At 63.0% G+C, this 15,880-nt stretch carries 17 protein-coding genes; 10 read left to right on the forward strand and 7 right to left on the reverse strand.

Annotated features, from left to right (window positions below):
- Positions 1–102 precede the first annotated feature (102 nt).
- From V5735_RS11235 to V5735_RS11245, 3 genes are all read left to right on the forward strand, one after another.
- The gene (locus tag V5735_RS11235; RefSeq protein WP_423743600.1) at positions 103–510 is read left to right on the forward strand and encodes a hypothetical protein; all 408 of its coding nucleotides are present in this window, start codon (positions 103–105) and stop codon (positions 508–510) included.
- Positions 507–884, forward strand: coding sequence for a hypothetical protein (locus V5735_RS11240; RefSeq protein WP_423743601.1), 378 nt, complete (start codon positions 507–509; stop codon positions 882–884). Before V5735_RS11235 ends, V5735_RS11240 begins: the two co-directional genes overlap by 4 nt.
- A 142-nt stretch (positions 885–1,026) precedes the next feature.
- A complete protein-coding gene (locus V5735_RS11245; protein ID WP_423743602.1) occupies positions 1,027–1,815 on the forward strand; it encodes a hypothetical protein in 789 nt (262 codons plus the stop codon).
- A gap of 30 nt (positions 1,816–1,845) precedes the next feature.
- On the opposite strand, the gene prf1 is transcribed toward V5735_RS11245, so the two are convergent.
- The 3 genes from prf1 to V5735_RS11260 all read right to left on the reverse strand — a co-directional run bounded on the left by prf1 (position 1,846) and on the right by V5735_RS11260 (position 4,536).
- Positions 1,846–3,087, reverse strand: coding sequence for a peptide chain release factor aRF-1 (gene prf1 / locus V5735_RS11250; RefSeq protein ID WP_423743603.1), 1,242 nt, complete (start codon positions 3,085–3,087; stop codon positions 1,846–1,848).
- Positions 3,088–3,172: 85 nt separating this feature from the next.
- Positions 3,173–3,745 (reverse strand): cysteine hydrolase family protein, encoded by a 573-nt coding sequence (locus V5735_RS11255; protein ID WP_423743604.1) that lies wholly within the window; start codon positions 3,743–3,745, stop codon positions 3,173–3,175.
- Positions 3,742–4,536, reverse strand: a complete 795-nt coding sequence (locus V5735_RS11260; protein WP_423743605.1) for a YqcI/YcgG family protein — start codon at positions 4,534–4,536, stop codon at positions 3,742–3,744. Before V5735_RS11260 ends, V5735_RS11255 begins: the two co-directional genes overlap by 4 nt.
- A gap of 105 nt (positions 4,537–4,641) precedes the next feature.
- On the opposite strand from V5735_RS11260, the gene minD reads away from it, so the two are divergent.
- From minD to V5735_RS11275, 3 genes are all read left to right on the forward strand, one after another.
- Positions 4,642–6,477, forward strand: a complete 1,836-nt coding sequence (gene minD, locus V5735_RS11265; protein WP_423743606.1) for a cell division ATPase MinD — start codon at positions 4,642–4,644, stop codon at positions 6,475–6,477.
- Positions 6,478–6,590: 113 nt separating this feature from the next.
- On the forward strand, positions 6,591–6,773 hold the full coding sequence (locus tag V5735_RS11270; RefSeq protein WP_423746053.1) for a hypothetical protein: 183 nt from the start codon (positions 6,591–6,593) through the stop codon (positions 6,771–6,773).
- A gap of 102 nt (positions 6,774–6,875) precedes the next feature.
- Entirely contained in the window at positions 6,876–7,316 is a 441-nt protein-coding gene (locus V5735_RS11275) for a hypothetical protein (RefSeq protein ID WP_423743607.1), read from the forward strand.
- Between the two features lie 21 nt (positions 7,317–7,337).
- On the opposite strand, the gene argS is transcribed toward V5735_RS11275, so the two are convergent.
- Positions 7,338–9,140, reverse strand: coding sequence for an arginine--tRNA ligase (argS, locus tag V5735_RS11280; RefSeq protein WP_423743608.1), 1,803 nt, complete (start codon positions 9,138–9,140; stop codon positions 7,338–7,340).
- A 65-nt stretch (positions 9,141–9,205) separates the two neighbouring features.
- Complete coding sequence (locus V5735_RS11285) at positions 9,206–11,047, reverse strand: twin-arginine translocase subunit TatC (RefSeq protein ID WP_423743609.1); 1,842 nt, start codon at positions 11,045–11,047, stop codon at positions 9,206–9,208.
- A 230-nt stretch (positions 11,048–11,277) separates the two neighbouring features.
- On the opposite strand from V5735_RS11285, the gene V5735_RS11290 reads away from it, so the two are divergent.
- Positions 11,278–12,081, forward strand: a complete 804-nt coding sequence (locus V5735_RS11290; RefSeq protein WP_423743610.1) for a hypothetical protein — start codon at positions 11,278–11,280, stop codon at positions 12,079–12,081.
- A 15-nt stretch (positions 12,082–12,096) separates the two neighbouring features.
- Here V5735_RS11290 and V5735_RS11295 read toward each other — a convergent pair whose 3' ends face one another.
- Positions 12,097–12,435, reverse strand: coding sequence for a hypothetical protein (locus tag V5735_RS11295; protein ID WP_423743611.1), 339 nt, complete (start codon positions 12,433–12,435; stop codon positions 12,097–12,099).
- 164 nt (positions 12,436–12,599) lie between these two features.
- Here V5735_RS11295 and V5735_RS11300 point away from each other — a divergent pair, with 164 nt between their 5' ends.
- Entirely contained in the window at positions 12,600–13,505 is a 906-nt protein-coding gene (locus V5735_RS11300; RefSeq protein WP_423743612.1) for an ABC transporter ATP-binding protein, read from the forward strand.
- Positions 13,498–14,304, forward strand: coding sequence for a hypothetical protein (locus tag V5735_RS11305; protein ID WP_423743613.1), 807 nt, complete (start codon positions 13,498–13,500; stop codon positions 14,302–14,304). The genes V5735_RS11300 and V5735_RS11305 overlap by 8 nt, the downstream gene beginning before the upstream one ends.
- Positions 14,305–14,316: 12 nt before the next feature.
- Here V5735_RS11305 and V5735_RS11310 read toward each other — a convergent pair whose 3' ends face one another.
- Positions 14,317–14,676: a hypothetical protein gene (locus V5735_RS11310; protein ID WP_423743614.1), complete on the reverse strand. Its 360-nt coding sequence runs from the start codon at positions 14,674–14,676 to the stop codon at positions 14,317–14,319.
- 140 nt (positions 14,677–14,816) lie between these two features.
- Here V5735_RS11310 and twy1 point away from each other — a divergent pair, with 140 nt between their 5' ends.
- Positions 14,817–15,857, forward strand: coding sequence for a 4-demethylwyosine synthase TYW1 (gene twy1 / locus V5735_RS11315; protein ID WP_423743615.1), 1,041 nt, complete (start codon positions 14,817–14,819; stop codon positions 15,855–15,857).
- The last annotated feature ends 23 nt before the right edge of the window (positions 15,858–15,880 follow it).

Consider the following 15,880-nt stretch of genomic DNA (forward strand, 5'->3'; position numbering starts at 1 on the left):
CGTCCCGTCCGGCGGGGATTGCTCCACGAGCGTCGTCCTTGACTTGCTAGTCATCGTGAACAACGGCAGAAAATATTTGTATTTCAATGTGAATCCATGGTTATGTCTCTTCCCATTGTTACCTATCTCACCTCCATCCCCATTCTGCTGGTAATCCTCTTCGGAATCGTGTCGTTTTCGTACTGGATGCGAAGTGATGCGACCGCCCGCGGCAGTTCATCTCCTCTCTACTGGGCGATTCTTGGACCGATACTCTGGCCTGCCGCCCTCTACTACCTCCTCGTCGTTCGACGGGCGAACAAGCGACGATATCCGCCGACGCGGTGGCAGGGTCTCGCCGGAATTGTCACCATTAGCTATGTCGGCGCGATGGTTCTCGGGTTTGTACTCGGCCCGCCCGACGTGTTCACGCAAATCCTCTACACACCCGTCTACTTCGTGATTCTACTTTTCATCACGTATCTCCTCGTTTACCGACGCCGATACGGACGACTTCCGGAGATTGCATGAAGCGACAACCGCACTGGTTGGTTTCGACCTTCCTGCTCTCCATCGCGTTCTGTGTCGCGTTCTACGGAATCGCTCTTCCACCCGTCACGAAAAACGGCGTTCTCGAACTGTGTGTCCTCGCCGCCGGAACCGCCGCGTACTTCGTCACGTTCCGCTGGCGTCTCTCCCTCCGTCGCGTTGCCACGTTCGTCGTGGTCGTCGCGCTCCTTCCGATTCCAACGAAACTGCTCGTGATTGGGGTGGGTGTCGAGTCCGCAGTCGGCGTACTATCTAGCCGCACCACGTTTCACGTTGTCTCAGGCGTTCTCGTCCTCACCATCGCCTCGACCGTCTCGTATCTCGAACTTCGGGCGCGCCGTGCGACCGCGGAGTGAGAATCGGTACGGAAGTAATGGAACCTTACCCGCCCCGACCGTTCGCTACTAGCGACTGCGTTTATCCCCGTGCGTGTCGGAACCTGTACTCCCGGAACGACCGTCCTTCCGAGACGGCTTGCCGTCCAACAGGTGATACACCATGTCAACCGACTTCGCCGACCTTTCGAATCAGTTGGGACAGTCCCTCGAAGCGTTCGACGACGAAAATTCCCGCACGCGACTCCTCACGCGGATACAGCGGGCGCTGGCGCGACTCGAAGACGCCTTCGAATCGGCCGACACGTTCGAGGAGATTTCCGAGCGGGCCGACACTCTCTGGCCCCTCCTCGACGAAGCGGAGGACGTGCTCGACGGCTTCGACGCCGACGCGTTCCTGAAAACCGTCGACGTTGGGCAGTTACCGAACGCGGTCGAACTCGAAAACGTTCCGGACGCGGTCGAAAGCGGGAACGCGCGGGACGCGCTCGACTCGACGGAACTCGTGAAGGCCGTCAACTTCCGCGAGTTCTGGAGTTCCGAGGAAATGCAGAGCCTGTGGGAGGAGGGAACGGAATTGACGAACGCCATCGGTTCCCTCTCCGGTAGCGATTCTGACGACGACGAAGACGGTTCGAGTCTCGACGATATGACCGGCGACACGGACGAGGTGGCCTCGAAGGCGACGGAAGGCAAACTCCAGTCCGAACTGGAGGAGAACGCCGAGCAGTTCCGAGAGCAAATCGACGCCGCCCGCGACCGACTGAAGGACCAAATCGCCCAAAGCGAGTTGGGTTCCGGTGGCGAGGGAGGGGACGACCGTACCGGCGGCGGGCCGGGAGGTCGCCCGGACATGAAGGTCACGTTCTCGTACTCCACGATGCCGGACGACAGACCCGACATCGACGCCACGCCGCACTATTCGACGATGCCGAAACGGGATGAAGAGTAACGAGAGGACAGCAGCAACGGACCCGACGGTTTACACGCCGGTCGAGTAGCGGAGGATGCCAGCGACGCCGCCGAACGCGTTCATCAGTTGTTCTCCCTTCTCGAAGTCGGTGCTGATGAACTTGGTCTCGGTGCCGCGCTGTTCGGCGATGTTCATGAGGAACTCGATGGCGTCTTCACGCTCGGCCATCTCGGCCTCGGTTCCGTCCTCGCAGGTGTGTTCCGGGTCGCCCTTTCGACGGTCGATGAACTCGTACTCCTCCTTGTCGCCGCACTCGAAGACGGCGACGTCCTTGCGGAGGTCCTCGGAGAGGAGCAGGCGGTCCACGGACCCCATGATGAGGTTTCGGCGCGTGGGCTCGAACCCGTAGGTGGCGAGGTCGCCCTCGTGGAGTTCGCGGAAGAACTCGTTCATTTCCCGCTTGTCCTTCATGACCTCCGCGTCGGCGAGCGTGTCCTCCGCCGCGTTCACGAGGTCATACAGGCCGGATTCGTCGGTGTAGGCGATGTCGAACTTGTCCAGAACCTTTCCGTCGATTTCGTGGTGGAGGTAGTCACCGTCGAGGAACTCGTCTTTCGTCGGCGAGGGACCGCCGACGAGCACGCCGTCCAACTCGTGTCGCTTCGGGACGAACAGGTCGTCCGCCATTCCCGCGACCTCCTGATAGAAGTTGTCGATGGCTTCGAGGCGCAGTCGGTGGAAACGCTGGGCGGACTGACCACCTTTGCGCTGTTTGCCGGGGACGAGCGACGAGGCGGATTTGACCGGTTCGATTCGCTTTCCCTTCAGCCACCCGACGGTCGCCTCGCGTCGGTCGAGGACGATGAGACCGTACAGCCCCTTGTCGCCGAGCATCTCCTCCAGCGGTTCCGTGAGGAACTGGGAGTCACAGTGGTAGCGGAACGACTCCACCGGGTCCGGCGGGCTTTCGAGCACCTTCGTCACCATGTCGGTCTGGCCGCCGCCGGTGTCGATGGCTCCGCTGAACATGACGATTCCCCGCTCCGGCGGGAAGGTGTCGTAGTAGCGCAGTCGGTCCTTGATGGACGTGAGCGCGTCCTGCACGTTGGTTCGCGTCTGCTTCGACTTGATGTTGCTCGCTTCGCTGTGCTCTTGGGTGACGTGCGCAACCACGTCGCTTATCTGCTTGTCCTCCGGGATGTAGATGGTGACGAGTTGGGTCCCCGAGCCTTCGTACTGCTTCAAGTCCTCGATGACCTTCTGGAACTCGTACTTTTTCCTGTCGGACTGTTCTCCGTCCTGCTGGCTCATTACTCCCTTCTAGCCGCTCCAACTGGTAAGTAACCTTTGACCTCGCTTGCGGCGTGTTAGCGCGATATTTCGCCGTCTCGAGTCCTCACGCCATCGCCGAAAGCAGGTCGTCGGTCCCGACGACCGCCGCGAACTCGCCGTCGAGGTGTGCGAGCGCGACGCGGTGGTTCGTCTCGGCCGAAATCTCGGTGCCGTCAGGCGCGCGTCGGTCGAACGTCGCCGTCGCGTCCGAGACGAGGACGGGGCGGAAGCCGAGATTCTCCGCCATCCGCGTCGTCGTCGAAACGCAGTGGTCCGTGGTCAATCCGACGACGACGACCGTTTCGTACCCGCCGTCGCGGAGCCACGCCTCTAGTTCCGTCCCGATGAAGCCGCTGTTGACGCGCTTTTCGAAGACCGTTTCGTCGTCGGTCGGTTCCAGCTCCGGGATGAACGCGAAGCCGTCCGAATCGCCGCGGAGCGGCGAATCCTCCTCCGTCGAATTATGCCGAACGTGAACGACGGGACGGTCCGCCTCCCGCCACGCGTGGAGGAGTTCTTCCGCCCGTTCCTCGGCGTCGGGGTTGTTGCGCTCGCCCCACGCGGGGTCGGAAAAGCCCTGCTGGAAGTCGATTGCCAACAGTACGGCGTCGGTCGGGAGGTCGAGGTCGGACGTCATGCGTCGATGAGAATCGTGCTCTTCGGGTGTTCGCGGGTGGTCCGAATCGGACACTCGTCCGGTGCCTGCTCCTCGTCCTCCGAAAACAGGTACTGGGGCCACTCGCGGTCGCCTTCGACGCCCCAGTCGCCGAGCTGTGCGTGCGGGCACGCGCCGTCGTACTCCTCCAGTCGCCCCTGAATGATTTCGCGGGCACGCTGTCCGCGCTCCGTGTCCGCCGTCACGCCCTCGAACAGGGCGCGCGGCTGGAACGTGATTTCGAGGCCAACGGGACAGTAGCGGCTCTTCCTGCCCTCGTAGAACGGCGCGCGACAGGTCGGAAACATCGGCTCGCCGTTAAAACAGAACTCCCACTCGTTGTCGTCCGGGTCCGTCGGAATCTCCTCCGGCCACGGTTCCGGGTCGTGAACGTGGAGGAACTGCAGAATGTGCCACATCGACTCGTGATACTCCACTTCGGTGGCCGTCTCCGCCGACGGCTTGAAGAACACGGTCAGCGGCGCGCGTTCGCTGTGGTCCTCGTAGACCTCGTGGTACTCCACGATGGTTTCGCCGAGCGAGAGCAGCGCGTCCTTGTCGGTCATCGACGGACAGAAGGTGTACAACGAGTCGCCTCGCTGTTCTGTTTCGATGCCGAAATAACACGGGAACGGGGTGTCGTTTCGCTCTCCGAGCAGGCCGTTCCGAAAGCTCTCGTAGTGTTCGACGCCCCAGTCCGGCACTACACCGGAGTCAACGCGACGCATGATGGTGGTTTGGTCCATCAGCACGTCGATACCCGGTTCGTTCATGACGCGCTCTTAGGACCGATTCGTACTATCAGTTGTGACCCGCGATTTCCCTGCTGGACGGACTAACTTTATATACGTGCTGTTGTTCGGTTTGACACAACGACCATGACAGGGACAGTGTTCGCGGTTGCGAGCGGGAAGGGAGGTGTGGGGAAGACGACGACCGCAATCAACCTCGGGGCGATGCTTGCGGCGGCGAACCACGAGGTTATCGTCGTGGATACGGACCTCGGGATGGCGAACGTCGGCGGCTACCTCGACTTAGAACTGGACGGTGCGACGCTCCACGAAGTGCTCTCCGGCGACGCGAGCGTCGAGGATGCGGTGTACCACGCCCCCGGGAATATCGACGTGCTCCCGAGTAGTACCGACATCTACACGTTCGCACAATCACAGACGGCACAGTTGCAGCGGGTCGTCGCCGACCTCACGGAAGACTACGAGTACGTCCTGCTCGACACCGGTGCCGGTATCAGCTACGACACCATCCTCCCGCTCTCGCTCGCGGACGAGGTGCTGCTCGTCACCACGCCCGACGTGGCCGCGGTGCGCGACACCGCCAAAACCGCGGAACTCACCGCCCGCGTCGAGGGAACGGTCGGCGGTGCCGTGCTCACCCAGCGCGGAAACGACATCCTGAACGCGGACAACGTGGAGGGAACGCTCGACACCGAGGTCCTCACCGTCGTCCCGGATGACGAAACCGTCCCGATGGGTATCGACGCCGGTCGGCCGCTGGCCGCCTTCTCGCCGAATAGTCCCGCCGCGACGGCCTACCGCGAACTCGCGAATATCCTCACCGGAGAGACCGACACCCCGGAACTGTCCGGCGAACCCAGCACCGACGAGGCCGCCGTCCCATCGCTCGCCGACGCCGAATTCGAACTCGGAACCGCCCCTGATGCGGGGTCGTCGGCCACGGCGTCGAATCCCGACCCGGAACCGCCGTCGGAGGAGGCCGACGAAGCGAGTCCGTGGAACGCGGACGCGTCGAAATCGGATCCGACCAAACCGGATCCGGCGAGCGCGGAATCCGGTTCGGTTGCGGAATCCGACTCGGATGCGACGCCTGTCTCGCACGCCACGCCCTCCTCTCCCGTCGCTCCCGACTCGAACGACGACTCCGACTCCGGGTTCGAGTCACCGGTCGAACCCGACCTGAAGGCCGCCGAGTTGGGGATGGACTTTTCGGCCGATGAAGGCGAATCGTCATCCCCGGGTTCCGGCCCTGCCGCCGACCCCGACTCCCGTTCCGATTCTCCACCGGAACCCGCGGCGTCCGAGTCAGCCTTCGATTCCGTCCCCGAATCTCCACCGTCCGACTCCGCTCCCGAATCCGGACCCGAACCCACGGAATCGAAGTCGGAATCGAGTCCCGAAACGTCCGGTCCCGAAACCGACCCGGTTCACGACCTCATCGACCGGCGGGTCATCAAAACCGGCGGCGACGCGGACGACTCCGAACCGTCCTCGGAACCGGCACCGCTCGAACCCGAGGCGGCGACGACTCCGGATAACGACCCGCTCGCCCCCGCGAACGACGAGAACGGTACCCCGGCGGACGACGCGACTCCGGCGGACGACGTGACCCCGGCGGACCCCGGTGCCGCGGACCCTACTACGGAAGATTCCACTACGGCGGATTCCACCGCAACGGACCGGGACGGCTCGGACGAGTTCGATACCGTCCTTTCCGACCACGATGGGACGCGAGCCGAAACGACGAGCGAGGACGCCGCACAATCGTCGCCCGACCTGCCGGACGAAATCGTCGAAGCCGAACCGAACGACGATGACGAGGTGGAGGCCGTCCCGTTTCAGGACGGGCCTGTTCGCTCGGACTTGAACGATGACGCCGACGAGAGCGATGTCGACGAGGATGACGGCGACGACGAGGAAACGAACGGCCTGTTCGGCCGAATCGGTTCCCTGTTCCGGTAGTCTCCTTTCGAATCCCGAGTTTCCCCTCGTCCCGCGCGTGCTGTCCCTATCGTCTCGAATTCATTCATAACGCGGCCAATAACCAAGTAGCCAGCGGTGGTCCCTAGTACGAAATGGCGGATGGTAATTCGGTTCCGTTCTGGTGGATCGTCCTGTTCCTGCTCGTTGCACTCGGATTGGCGTACGCCGGAATACTGTACATCGGCGGAAGCCTCTCCGGGGCGGCGGGGTTCATTCGCGTCGATTCGTTGTTAGCTGCCGCTCCGGCGGTTCGAACCAGCTACCTGACTCCGTGACGCCCCACGATGTCGGTCGCCGACGGACGCTCTCCTTTTTCCGTTCCATTCGCCCTCACTCGATACTCATTTGAAGACGTGATTCATATTTGAAAGTTGTATATGCGAGGTTCCCCTCCGAACCGTCGGCGGTTTCTACTGGGCGCTCTCGGTGGCATCGGCGGTGCACTCTCGGGATGTTCTCTGCTGCACGACCCGAAACCGGCGGTCGTTCTGGAATCCGTTTCCGTCCGCAACCTCGACGATGAAGCGCATACCATCGAGGCGGAGGTTATCCGAAACGAGACGACGGTTGCGAGGAAGACGGTCCACGTTACGGCGATGAAATCGGAGCGCCATCCGGCGAGTAGCACGCTCGGCGTCGTCGCGGACGACTTGAAAAGCGAGCCAGCGGTGTACGAACTGCGTACGAAATTGGCACAGGAAGGGACGTGGCACGAGGTGTCGGCGAAATCGCGGAGTAGCGAACAACGTGTTCGCTACGAGATTCGAATCACGGAGTCGGGCAGTCTCGAAGTGTGGTCCTCGTTTTCACCACGGTGAGAGCACCACTGCCGTCGTCGCCTACATCGACTCCGGCGCTTCGATGCCGATGACGCCCAACGCGTTCGCAATGGTGTGCTTCGCGGCGGCGACCAACGCGAGCCGCGCGTCGCGGACCTCGTCGTCCTCGGCGGTCAGGACCGGACACTCGCGGTAGAACGCGTTGAACGTCTCCGCGAACTCGCGGGTGTAGGTGGCGACCGCGTGCGGTTCGAGGTCTTCCGCGGCCTCCTCGATGACGTTCGGGAAGCGAGCGATGACCTCGATGAGGTCCCGCTCGAATTCGGAATCGAGGACGGACGGGTCGGTTTCCGCCGGAATTTCGCCTCCTGCTCGCGGTTCATCACCGCTCGCTGTATCCGAGGTGCGGAGCACCTCGCCCGCCTCGTCCATGATGCCGCAACAGCGCGCGTGGACGTACTGGACGTAGGGGGCGCTCTGGGCCTCGAAATCCAGCGCGCGCTCCCACTCGAACGTGATCGTCTTCGTCGGCTGTTTCGAGATGATATCGTAGCGGACCGCGCCGATGCCGACCTGTCGGGCGATGCGGTCTACGTCCGCCTCGGAGAGGTCGTCGTCGCGGATGCGGTCGTCCATGCGACTCTCGACCTCCTCGCGGGCGCGCTTTTCGGCCTCGTCGAGCAGGTCGTCCATGTCGATGCCCGTCCCTTCACGCGTGCTCATGCCGCCTTCGGGGAGGTTGACCCACGAGTAGTGGAACGAGGTCAGTTTGTCGGTGTCGTTACCGAGGATTTCGAGGGCTTGAGCGAGTTGGTCGGCCTGTAGCTTGTGGTCCTCGCCGATGATCGTCACGGCGCGGTCGTAGTTGTCGAGTTTCCACTCGTGGTGGGCCAAGTCGCGGGTCGTGTAGAGGCTCGTCCCGTCCGAACGGAGGAAGACGAGGTTCTTTTCGAAGCCGAACTCCGAGAGGTCGAGTTGCCACGCGTCCTCCTCGTAGACGGCGTGTTCGTCCTCCTTGAGGCGCGACACCACGTCGTCGGTGCTGCCGTCGAACATGAACCGCGTCTCTTTGACGAACTCGTCGAACTCGGCCGGGAGGCGGTCCAGCGTGACGCGCATCCCGGAGAGGACGGTATCGACCACTTCGCCCACGCGCTCGTAGGTCTCCTCGTCGTTCTCTTCGAGGCCTTGCAGAATCGCCGCGATTTTCGTCTCGGCCTCGTCCGCGTCCTCCGGGTCGGCCTCTTCGAGGTAGGCGTTCCCCTTGCGGTAGTAGCGCACGAGGTCGTAGTCGGCGCGTTCGCGCTCGGGTTCCGGCAGGTCCTCCTCGTCGAACGTCTCGTAGGCCCACGTGAACACAGCGATTTGACGGCCAGCGTCGTTGACGTAGTAGTGACGGTCCACGTCGTTGCCCGCGAAGTCCAGAATGCGCGCGATAGCGTCCCCCGTAATCGGGTTCCGTGCACGCCCGACGTGCACCGGACCGGTCGGATTCGCGCTCGTGTGCTCGACAACGACGTTCTCGCCGGTGGGTTCGAGACGGCCGTACTCTTCGTCCTGTGCCGTCTCGACAGTCTCGTCGTAGTAGGCGTCGCTGGGGAGGAAGTTGACGTACGGCCCCTGTCCCACCGCGGCCGCGATGTGGTCGTAGCCGTCGGCGTCGATTTCGTCCGCGATGTCGGCCGCGATTTTCGGTGGCGGTGCGCCGACCTCCCCGGCGAGTCGGAACGCCGCGCTGGAAGCGAGTACGGCGTCCACGCCCTCCGGGGGCGTCTCGATTCCGAGGTCGTCGGTCGGAAGGTCGAGGGCGGAAAGCGCCGCGAGAAGGGCGTCCTCGACTTCTTCCCTGAACGTCAGGAACATACCAGTCCGTTCCCGGGCGGTCGGTAAAGGGGTTTCTGAACGATTCCGGTCGCGGTCCGGACGGCCTACGTCGCCACCCGTAACAACCCCCCACCCAGCGAATCGACCCAGAGCACGGCCAACCCGAACCAGTAGGCGATCATCACCGCGGTCCCGACGAACAGCATCAACAGCAGGCCGCCGGGAAGCACCGCCGCGACGACCAGTACGCCGACGGAAACCTCACGCCAGCGCCGCCGCATCGTCCGGTAGGAAACGACGTCGCCGTGATGGAACAACAGCATCGTCACCGGAACGTCGGCCAGCAGTCCGACCCCGACGGTCAGCGCGAACACCAACCAGAAGAACGCCCCCGTGCGGTAGGCGATTATCATGTCCGCGGCGCGGGCGTCGGCCACGAGATAGGACATGACCTCCGGCGCGACGTAGCGGTAGCCGACGAAACTCCCGCCGAACAGTCCCACCGCTAGCGCGCCGCACCAAACGAGGAACACCTTTCGGTCGGCGCGCGCGCCCAGACGGGTTTCGACGGCGGGCCACGCGTAGTACAGCACCAGCGGGAACACCGCCAGCGCGCCCGCGATGAGGCTCACCTTCATCTCGAACGCCAGAGCCTCGACCGGATGCAGGAGGACGATGTTCAACGCCCTTGGATTCACGCCCTCGGGAAGCTTCGTCAGGAAATCCCGCTTTATCGCGCCGATGCCGCCCCCGTAGAGGAACGTGAACGTCAGCGCGACGACGGCCATGAACATCCCCGCGAGGCGGAACGATTTGCTCCGAAGGCTTCCGAGGACGAACCGCAGGTCGTAGTAGTACCCGCCGATGTCGTCCTCGGTTTTCTCTTCTTCCGTGAACACCGACGCCATCCGGGCCGCGGTCCCCTCGACTGCGGTCGTCAGGCCGTTCCCGTCGTCGGCTTCGCTTTCGGGGGTTCGTTCCTCCGCTTCGTCGTCCCCGTTTTCGTTCGCGGCGTCGAAGCGGTCGAGGATGGCCGCCGCTCGCTCGTGGTCGCCCGAATCGAGCGCAGTATCCGCCAGTTCGAGCGCCTCGTGTTCCGCGAGCGAATCGAACGTTTCGGGCGGCGCGGAGCGAATCCCGGACGCGTCGAGGGACGAAAGGTCGATTTCACCCGGACGGTCTCCCCCGATGCCGGTTCGACTCCCGCCGCTCCCGCGGTCCACGAGTCGCGCACAGCCGAGTCCCACGAAGTAGAGCGTCGTCATCGGTATCGCCACGAGCGACATGGAAAACGGGTCCGGCGAACCGTTCACCATCGAACTGATGACGACGATGCCGAAGACGGCGTAGCGCCATCGGTCACGGAACAGGTCGTAGGGAACGACGTCGGCGTACACCAGCCCTCCCATGAGCAACGGCAGTTCGGCGGTGAACCCCAGCACGATGGTCAGCAGGAGCACGAACTGCGTCCACTCCACGATGGAGTAGGTGGGTTTGAAACCGGACCGAATCGCGTTGTCGACGAGGAAATCGAACAGCAACGGGAGGAAGACGAGGTACGCGTAGGCCACGCCGCCGCCGAACAGGGCGACCACCAGACCCGTGACCAGCAGTCGCGTCCGTCGCGTTCCCGGTATCGAGAGGTCCCCACCTCGCTCCGTCCGCCGCGTTCGATAGAGGAGGAAGACCGCGGCCATCAGCAGGCCAGCGATGAGTCCTAGCTTCGCCTGTAGCAGGACGACATCGAACGGCGTTACCGCGACGACGACGGCCTTCGACTCCAGCAGCCGCCGCGCCAACGCGGGCCATATCCAGTAGCGAAGCGCGTAGAACGTCGCCAGAAATCCCCCCACGAAGACGACGAACGCCACCCGTAGCTCGGAGCGTACCCTCCGAAGCGCGATACCCGCCACTCCTCCCAATCTGTCGTATCCAAGTGCCCCCACGCGAACTCCCCCCAATCGCATCCCTAGTAACGCCTCGCTCGGCTATCAACGTTGCTCGCCGGAGTTCGTGGTTCGGCGCTAGCGGTTGCGGGCCGCCCAGCGGAGCACGTCGGCGAAGGCCAACACTGCCGGTTACGCCGAGGAATTCCCGATGCTCTCCTCGCCACCACCGTTCATCTTTCTCCGAAAATGGAGAACGATTAATATGACTCGGAAGCTACGTGTTTCGTATGCAGCTCCGCCCTCCCCGGTTTCGGCCGTTTAGCGTCGCGCTCGGCCTCTTCGTCGGAACCGCCGTCGCGGCCGCCCTCCCGTGGCTGTGGTCCGATGCGCCCGCGAACGAAATCGAAATCGGTCTTCTCGTCACCCTCCTCGGGTGGACCGCCGCCGAGCAGTTCCGCGACGAACTCGACCGCGCGGTCTGCTCCCGCCTCCATCGGTCGCTCGCCGTCGCGGGCGTCCTCCCCTTCGCGGGCGTCTTCCTCGCCGAGGTGTTCACGGACTACGACCCCACGGCCGGAATCATCCTCCGCCTATCCGTGTTTGCAGTCGTCGCACTCGTCGCAACTTCCCTCGGTTCGAGTCGCCACGCGGAGATACTGTACCAAACCCGGTCGGTCCGAGCGAACGTCATCGGTACCAAATCGCGACTCTACGAACTGCCGCTCACGCTGGTTTCCAGCGCAATCGGGATTGCCGTGGTCAAACTGATACTCGGCGAGTTCGTTACGGTTGAATTTCTCTCCGTGACGCTTGTCGGGACGCTCATCGGGACGACCATCGGGTCGCTGTTGACCGGTAACCAAGAAGTCGGACTCGTCGCACTGGACGACGGGTTGCTCGTCCGACCGAACAAAGAAAGCGGCGGGTCTCTCGTCCCGTGGCGGCGCATCCGCGACGTTCGAATCGACGGCGACACGTTGCGAGTCACCCGCGGCCTCCCGTGGCCGATGGTCTACGAAGCCGACCTCTCGTCGGCCATCCACCCCGAGGCGGCCCCGGAGGCGTTTCGGTCTCAACTGCGCTCCCCGTGACGAATCGGGCCTTGGCTACGACTCGTCTATCGTCTCGATGACTCGCTGGGAGAAATCGACCTCCGATAGCTCCTCGTCCTCCAACGCTCGAAGCCACTCGGCCTCGGCACGCCAGCGACCGACCGCTTCGTCGTCGAGGTCGGTCACGGACCCGTGAACGTCCCGCGGCGTCTCGGCGAGGTCCCGGACGACGTTGATGACGCGGCCGACCTCCCGGTGCGGAACCGCGTTCGTTTTCCCGGCGGCGATGGATTCGTATTCGATGTCGATTCGCCCCTCGTCCACGTCGAGTTCGGTGACGTAGACGCCGTGCGTCATCAGTCGCGCTTCGAGTTGGTCCGGGTCGAACTCCATAGCGAAAGGGCCGTCGGCGACGCCTAAAGGGATTGTGTCGTTAGGGGGTGGACCACGGCCTTCTCCTTGCTCGTCGCACACCGTCCGTCGCGGTTCGAAACGCTCCTCGATTTCTCGTCGATTCGGAGCGTTATTATAGCAAAAATGTCAACCATCAACAGTCCATGCTGCGTTTGAACGATGTCGTCGCGGGCTACGGACGACATCGCATCCTAGACGGCCTCTCGATGGTGGCCGACGCCGGATGCACCGCTCTTTTGGGTCCGAACGGGGGCGGAAAAACGACCCTGTTCCGCGTCGGTGCAGGCGTGCTCGAACCGAAGCGAGGGTCGGTATCGATAGACGGCGGGAACCCTTTCGACAACCCCGAGATAAAACGCGACGTCGGCTACGTTCCGCACACGCCGTCTTTGCCGCCGAACCTCCCCGTTCGAGAGACTTTGGCGTTCTGGGGTCGCGTCCTCGAACTCGATGCCGACGACACGCGCGAACGAATCGATTCATTGGCCGACTCGCTCGAATTCCGCGATTTGCTCGCAACCAACGGCAGTGCGCTCAGTCGCGGACAGGCACAACGCGTCGCGCTCGCGCGCGGGTTGCTCTCGGACCCGTCGCTGGTGTTTCTCGACGAACCCACGACGGGACTCGACCCGTCCGTCACCTCGAAACTGCTCGACCTGCTCCGAATGCTCGCCGAGTCCGATACGACGCTCGTCTACAGCACGCACAATCTCCACGAGGCCGAAGCACTCGCCGACGAAATCGTTCTCCTGAACGAGGGGAAAATCGTCTCGTCCGGTTCGACGGACGAAATCGTGAATCGACAGGGAACGCGGAAAATCACGGTGACGTTGGCGACCGACAACGGAGGGTCTCTGCTCCGCGACCTCGGTTTCCAACCGGTTCGTCACGGTCGGTCCTTGCGGTTCGAAATCGACGTTGACACGACCGTCGTGGACGTCATCGAACGTCTCGGTGAACGGGGTGCGGAGGTCGTCGATGTGGAGACCGAACGCGACCCGCTCCAGTCGTTTTTCGAGACGGTGAACCGAGAGGGGACGGATGCGTAGTTTCGACCGCTCGCTCCATCTCAGCGAGGCGCTCCTGTGGCGACAGTTCCGCGCGCTCGGCATCCGGATGTTCCTCTCACCGGTCGGATACGGCGTGTTCTTCCTGTTCGTTACGCTCATCACTGCTCGCTCTCCGAACTTACTGACCGGGGCGACGGAGAACGCGATTCGACTGTACACTCGCCGCTATTTCGGCGGCGTCGATAACGCAAGTGCAGGTGTACTCGCGCTGGTGCTCGTCCAAGGTCCGTACATGCTGTCGATATTCGGCGCGGTCACGGGCCTTCGCGTCGGTCGCAAGTTCACTCAGCGTGAAATCGAGAGCGGTAGGTTCGAACTCCTACTGGCCGCACCCTACGACCCGGACGAGGTGTTTCGCGGGTTGATAACCGGGTCGATGGTCCTGACGTTGGCACAGTTGTTCGTTCTCGCCGTCGTCTCCCTCGGCGGTGCAATCGTCCTTCTGCTGAGCCTCGGCGTTTCTTTCAAAACTCGGTTCGATCATCTCGTCTACGTTGCCTTCCTGACGCCGATTCCGGCCACGCTGTGGGCCGTCGTCGTCACCGTCATCGCCTCGCTCTTTTCGGCGACCGGTCGAGTGGTGAACGCCGTCGAAAATGTCACGAACATCGTCGCCATCGCACCCGCCCTCGGCACGCTCCTCGTCCTGAGTTTCTATCCGAACGTGGACCTCTCCACGGTTGCCCTCCTCACCCTCGGCTTGAGCGTTGCGGGGACGATTCTCGGTTCGGTCGCCGTCGATACGTGGTTTTCCGTCGAAACGGTCCTGTCGCAGTGACTTCCCGTCTCGTCACATTCCACGCGCTTTGAGTACTGCACCGACGGCGAGTATGACGACGACCGCACCGTACGCCGATTCGATCGTGCTCCCGCTGATGCCCTGCGTGAGTAGGGCGGCGTAACCGAGCGTGATGAGACCGAGGACGATGGAGACGCCCCCGACGAGGTTCCCGACCCGCTCTTGGTCTGCGACCGTCGCCATGCTGACGCCGTTGATGAGTTCGGTCATTCCTTGATATCGAATCAGGTAGCCGAACACGAGTATCACGACGCCGACGAGGAGCACGACCGTCGGGTTCGAGGACCCCACGGCGAGCGGTATCGCGTCGTTCGCCCCGGTTATCAAATCGCTCGTACTCTGGGATATCATACCGAATACTTCTCGCCCGATGATTTCAAATCACCGAACTATCTGCCGAGTTGAACGATGTTCGACTGCGTTCGTCGCGCACGGAAACGGGTCGGGCCAGAGGAAAGAACGTTTTACCTATGGACGACATTCATCCGCCAATGAGCGAATCGGATACCGTCGAGGAGACTTCGGCGAGCAATCGGGACGCGTCGGGTTCCGATGACGGACCGAAGCAGGTCTCCTCCCCGAACTACCACAGCGAGAACCACACCGCCGCCCAGACCTGCGGTTGGACGGCGAACGCGCTTCGCGGGGAAGGAAAATGCTACAAGAACATCTTCTACGGCATCGAATCCCACCGCTGTATCCAGATGACGCCGGTCGTGAAGTGCAACGAACGCTGTGTCTTCTGCTGGCGCGACCACCGCGGTCACTCCTACGAACTCGGTGACGTGGAGTGGGACGACCCCGAAGCGGTCGTGGACGCGAGCATCCGCCTCCAGCGCAAACTCCTGTCGGGATTCGGCGGCAACGACGAGGTGCCGCGAGAAATTTTCGAGGAATCGATGGAACCCCGCCACGTCGCCATTAGTCTCGACGGCGAACCGACGCTGTATCCCTACCTTCCGGAACTCATCGAAGCGTTCCACGACCGGGACATCACCACGTTCCTCGTGAGCAACGGGACGAACCCCGAGATGCTGGAACGGTGCGACCCGACGCAACTCTACGTCAGCGTGGACGCCGCGGACCGCGCCACCTTCGACCACGTGGTCCGCGCCGTGGACGACGACGCGTGGGAGAAGCTCATCGACACGATGGACGTGCTGGCCGAAAAGGACGACACGCGAACCGTCATCCGAACCACGCTCGTCGGCGGGGAGAACGTCGCCAATCCGGACTGGTACGCCGCCTTCTACGAGCGCGCCGACCCGGATTTCGTCGAACTGAAGGCGTACATGCACGTCGGCCACTCGCGCGGCCGTCTCGACCGCACGTCCATGCTCGACCACGAGGAGGTCGTCGAGTTCACCGAACGGGTGGGCGAACACATGCCCGACCACGACGTGCTGAAGCAGGTTCCCGCCTCGCGGGTCGCACTCCTCTCGAAAACGGAGGATACGTGGGTACCGAAACTGAAGAAGGACAGCGAGTTCTGGGAACGCGATTCGACGACGTGGACGCGTCTGGGCGAGTAGACGATCTAACCGCGGTCGGTTCG

The sequence above is a fragment of the Haladaptatus sp. SPP-AMP-3 genome (assembly GCF_049568665.1).
GTDB classification, from domain to species: domain Archaea; phylum Halobacteriota; class Halobacteria; order Halobacteriales; family Haladaptataceae; genus Haladaptatus; species Haladaptatus paucihalophilus.

What these genes read in the sequence shown, in the direction of transcription:
- V5735_RS11235 (WP_423743600.1), top strand. Translation starts at nt 103, where the DNA reads ATGTCTCTTCCCATTGTTACCTATCTCACCTCCATCCCCATTCTGCTG.
- V5735_RS11240 (WP_423743601.1), top strand. Translation starts at nt 507, where the DNA reads ATGAAGCGACAACCGCACTGGTTGGTTTCGACCTTCCTGCTCTCCATC.
- V5735_RS11245 (WP_423743602.1), top strand. Translation starts at nt 1,027, where the DNA reads ATGTCAACCGACTTCGCCGACCTTTCGAATCAGTTGGGACAGTCCCTC.
- prf1 (WP_423743603.1), bottom strand. Translation starts at nt 3,087, where the DNA reads ATGAGCCAGCAGGACGGAGAACAGTCCGACAGGAAAAAGTACGAGTTC.
- V5735_RS11255 (WP_423743604.1), bottom strand. Translation starts at nt 3,745, where the DNA reads ATGACGTCCGACCTCGACCTCCCGACCGACGCCGTACTGTTGGCAATC.
- V5735_RS11260 (WP_423743605.1), bottom strand. Translation starts at nt 4,536, where the DNA reads ATGAACGAACCGGGTATCGACGTGCTGATGGACCAAACCACCATCATG.
- minD (WP_423743606.1), top strand. Translation starts at nt 4,642, where the DNA reads ATGACAGGGACAGTGTTCGCGGTTGCGAGCGGGAAGGGAGGTGTGGGG.
- V5735_RS11270 (WP_423746053.1), top strand. Translation starts at nt 6,591, where the DNA reads ATGGCGGATGGTAATTCGGTTCCGTTCTGGTGGATCGTCCTGTTCCTG.
- V5735_RS11275 (WP_423743607.1), top strand. Translation starts at nt 6,876, where the DNA reads ATGCGAGGTTCCCCTCCGAACCGTCGGCGGTTTCTACTGGGCGCTCTC.
- argS (WP_423743608.1), bottom strand. Translation starts at nt 9,140, where the DNA reads ATGTTCCTGACGTTCAGGGAAGAAGTCGAGGACGCCCTTCTCGCGGCG.
- V5735_RS11290 (WP_423743610.1), top strand. Translation starts at nt 11,278, where the DNA reads ATGCAGCTCCGCCCTCCCCGGTTTCGGCCGTTTAGCGTCGCGCTCGGC.
- V5735_RS11295 (WP_423743611.1), bottom strand. Translation starts at nt 12,435, where the DNA reads ATGGAGTTCGACCCGGACCAACTCGAAGCGCGACTGATGACGCACGGC.
- V5735_RS11300 (WP_423743612.1), top strand. Translation starts at nt 12,600, where the DNA reads ATGCTGCGTTTGAACGATGTCGTCGCGGGCTACGGACGACATCGCATC.
- V5735_RS11305 (WP_423743613.1), top strand. Translation starts at nt 13,498, where the DNA reads ATGCGTAGTTTCGACCGCTCGCTCCATCTCAGCGAGGCGCTCCTGTGG.
- V5735_RS11310 (WP_423743614.1), bottom strand. Translation starts at nt 14,676, where the DNA reads ATGATATCCCAGAGTACGAGCGATTTGATAACCGGGGCGAACGACGCG.
- twy1 (WP_423743615.1), top strand. Translation starts at nt 14,817, where the DNA reads ATGAGCGAATCGGATACCGTCGAGGAGACTTCGGCGAGCAATCGGGAC.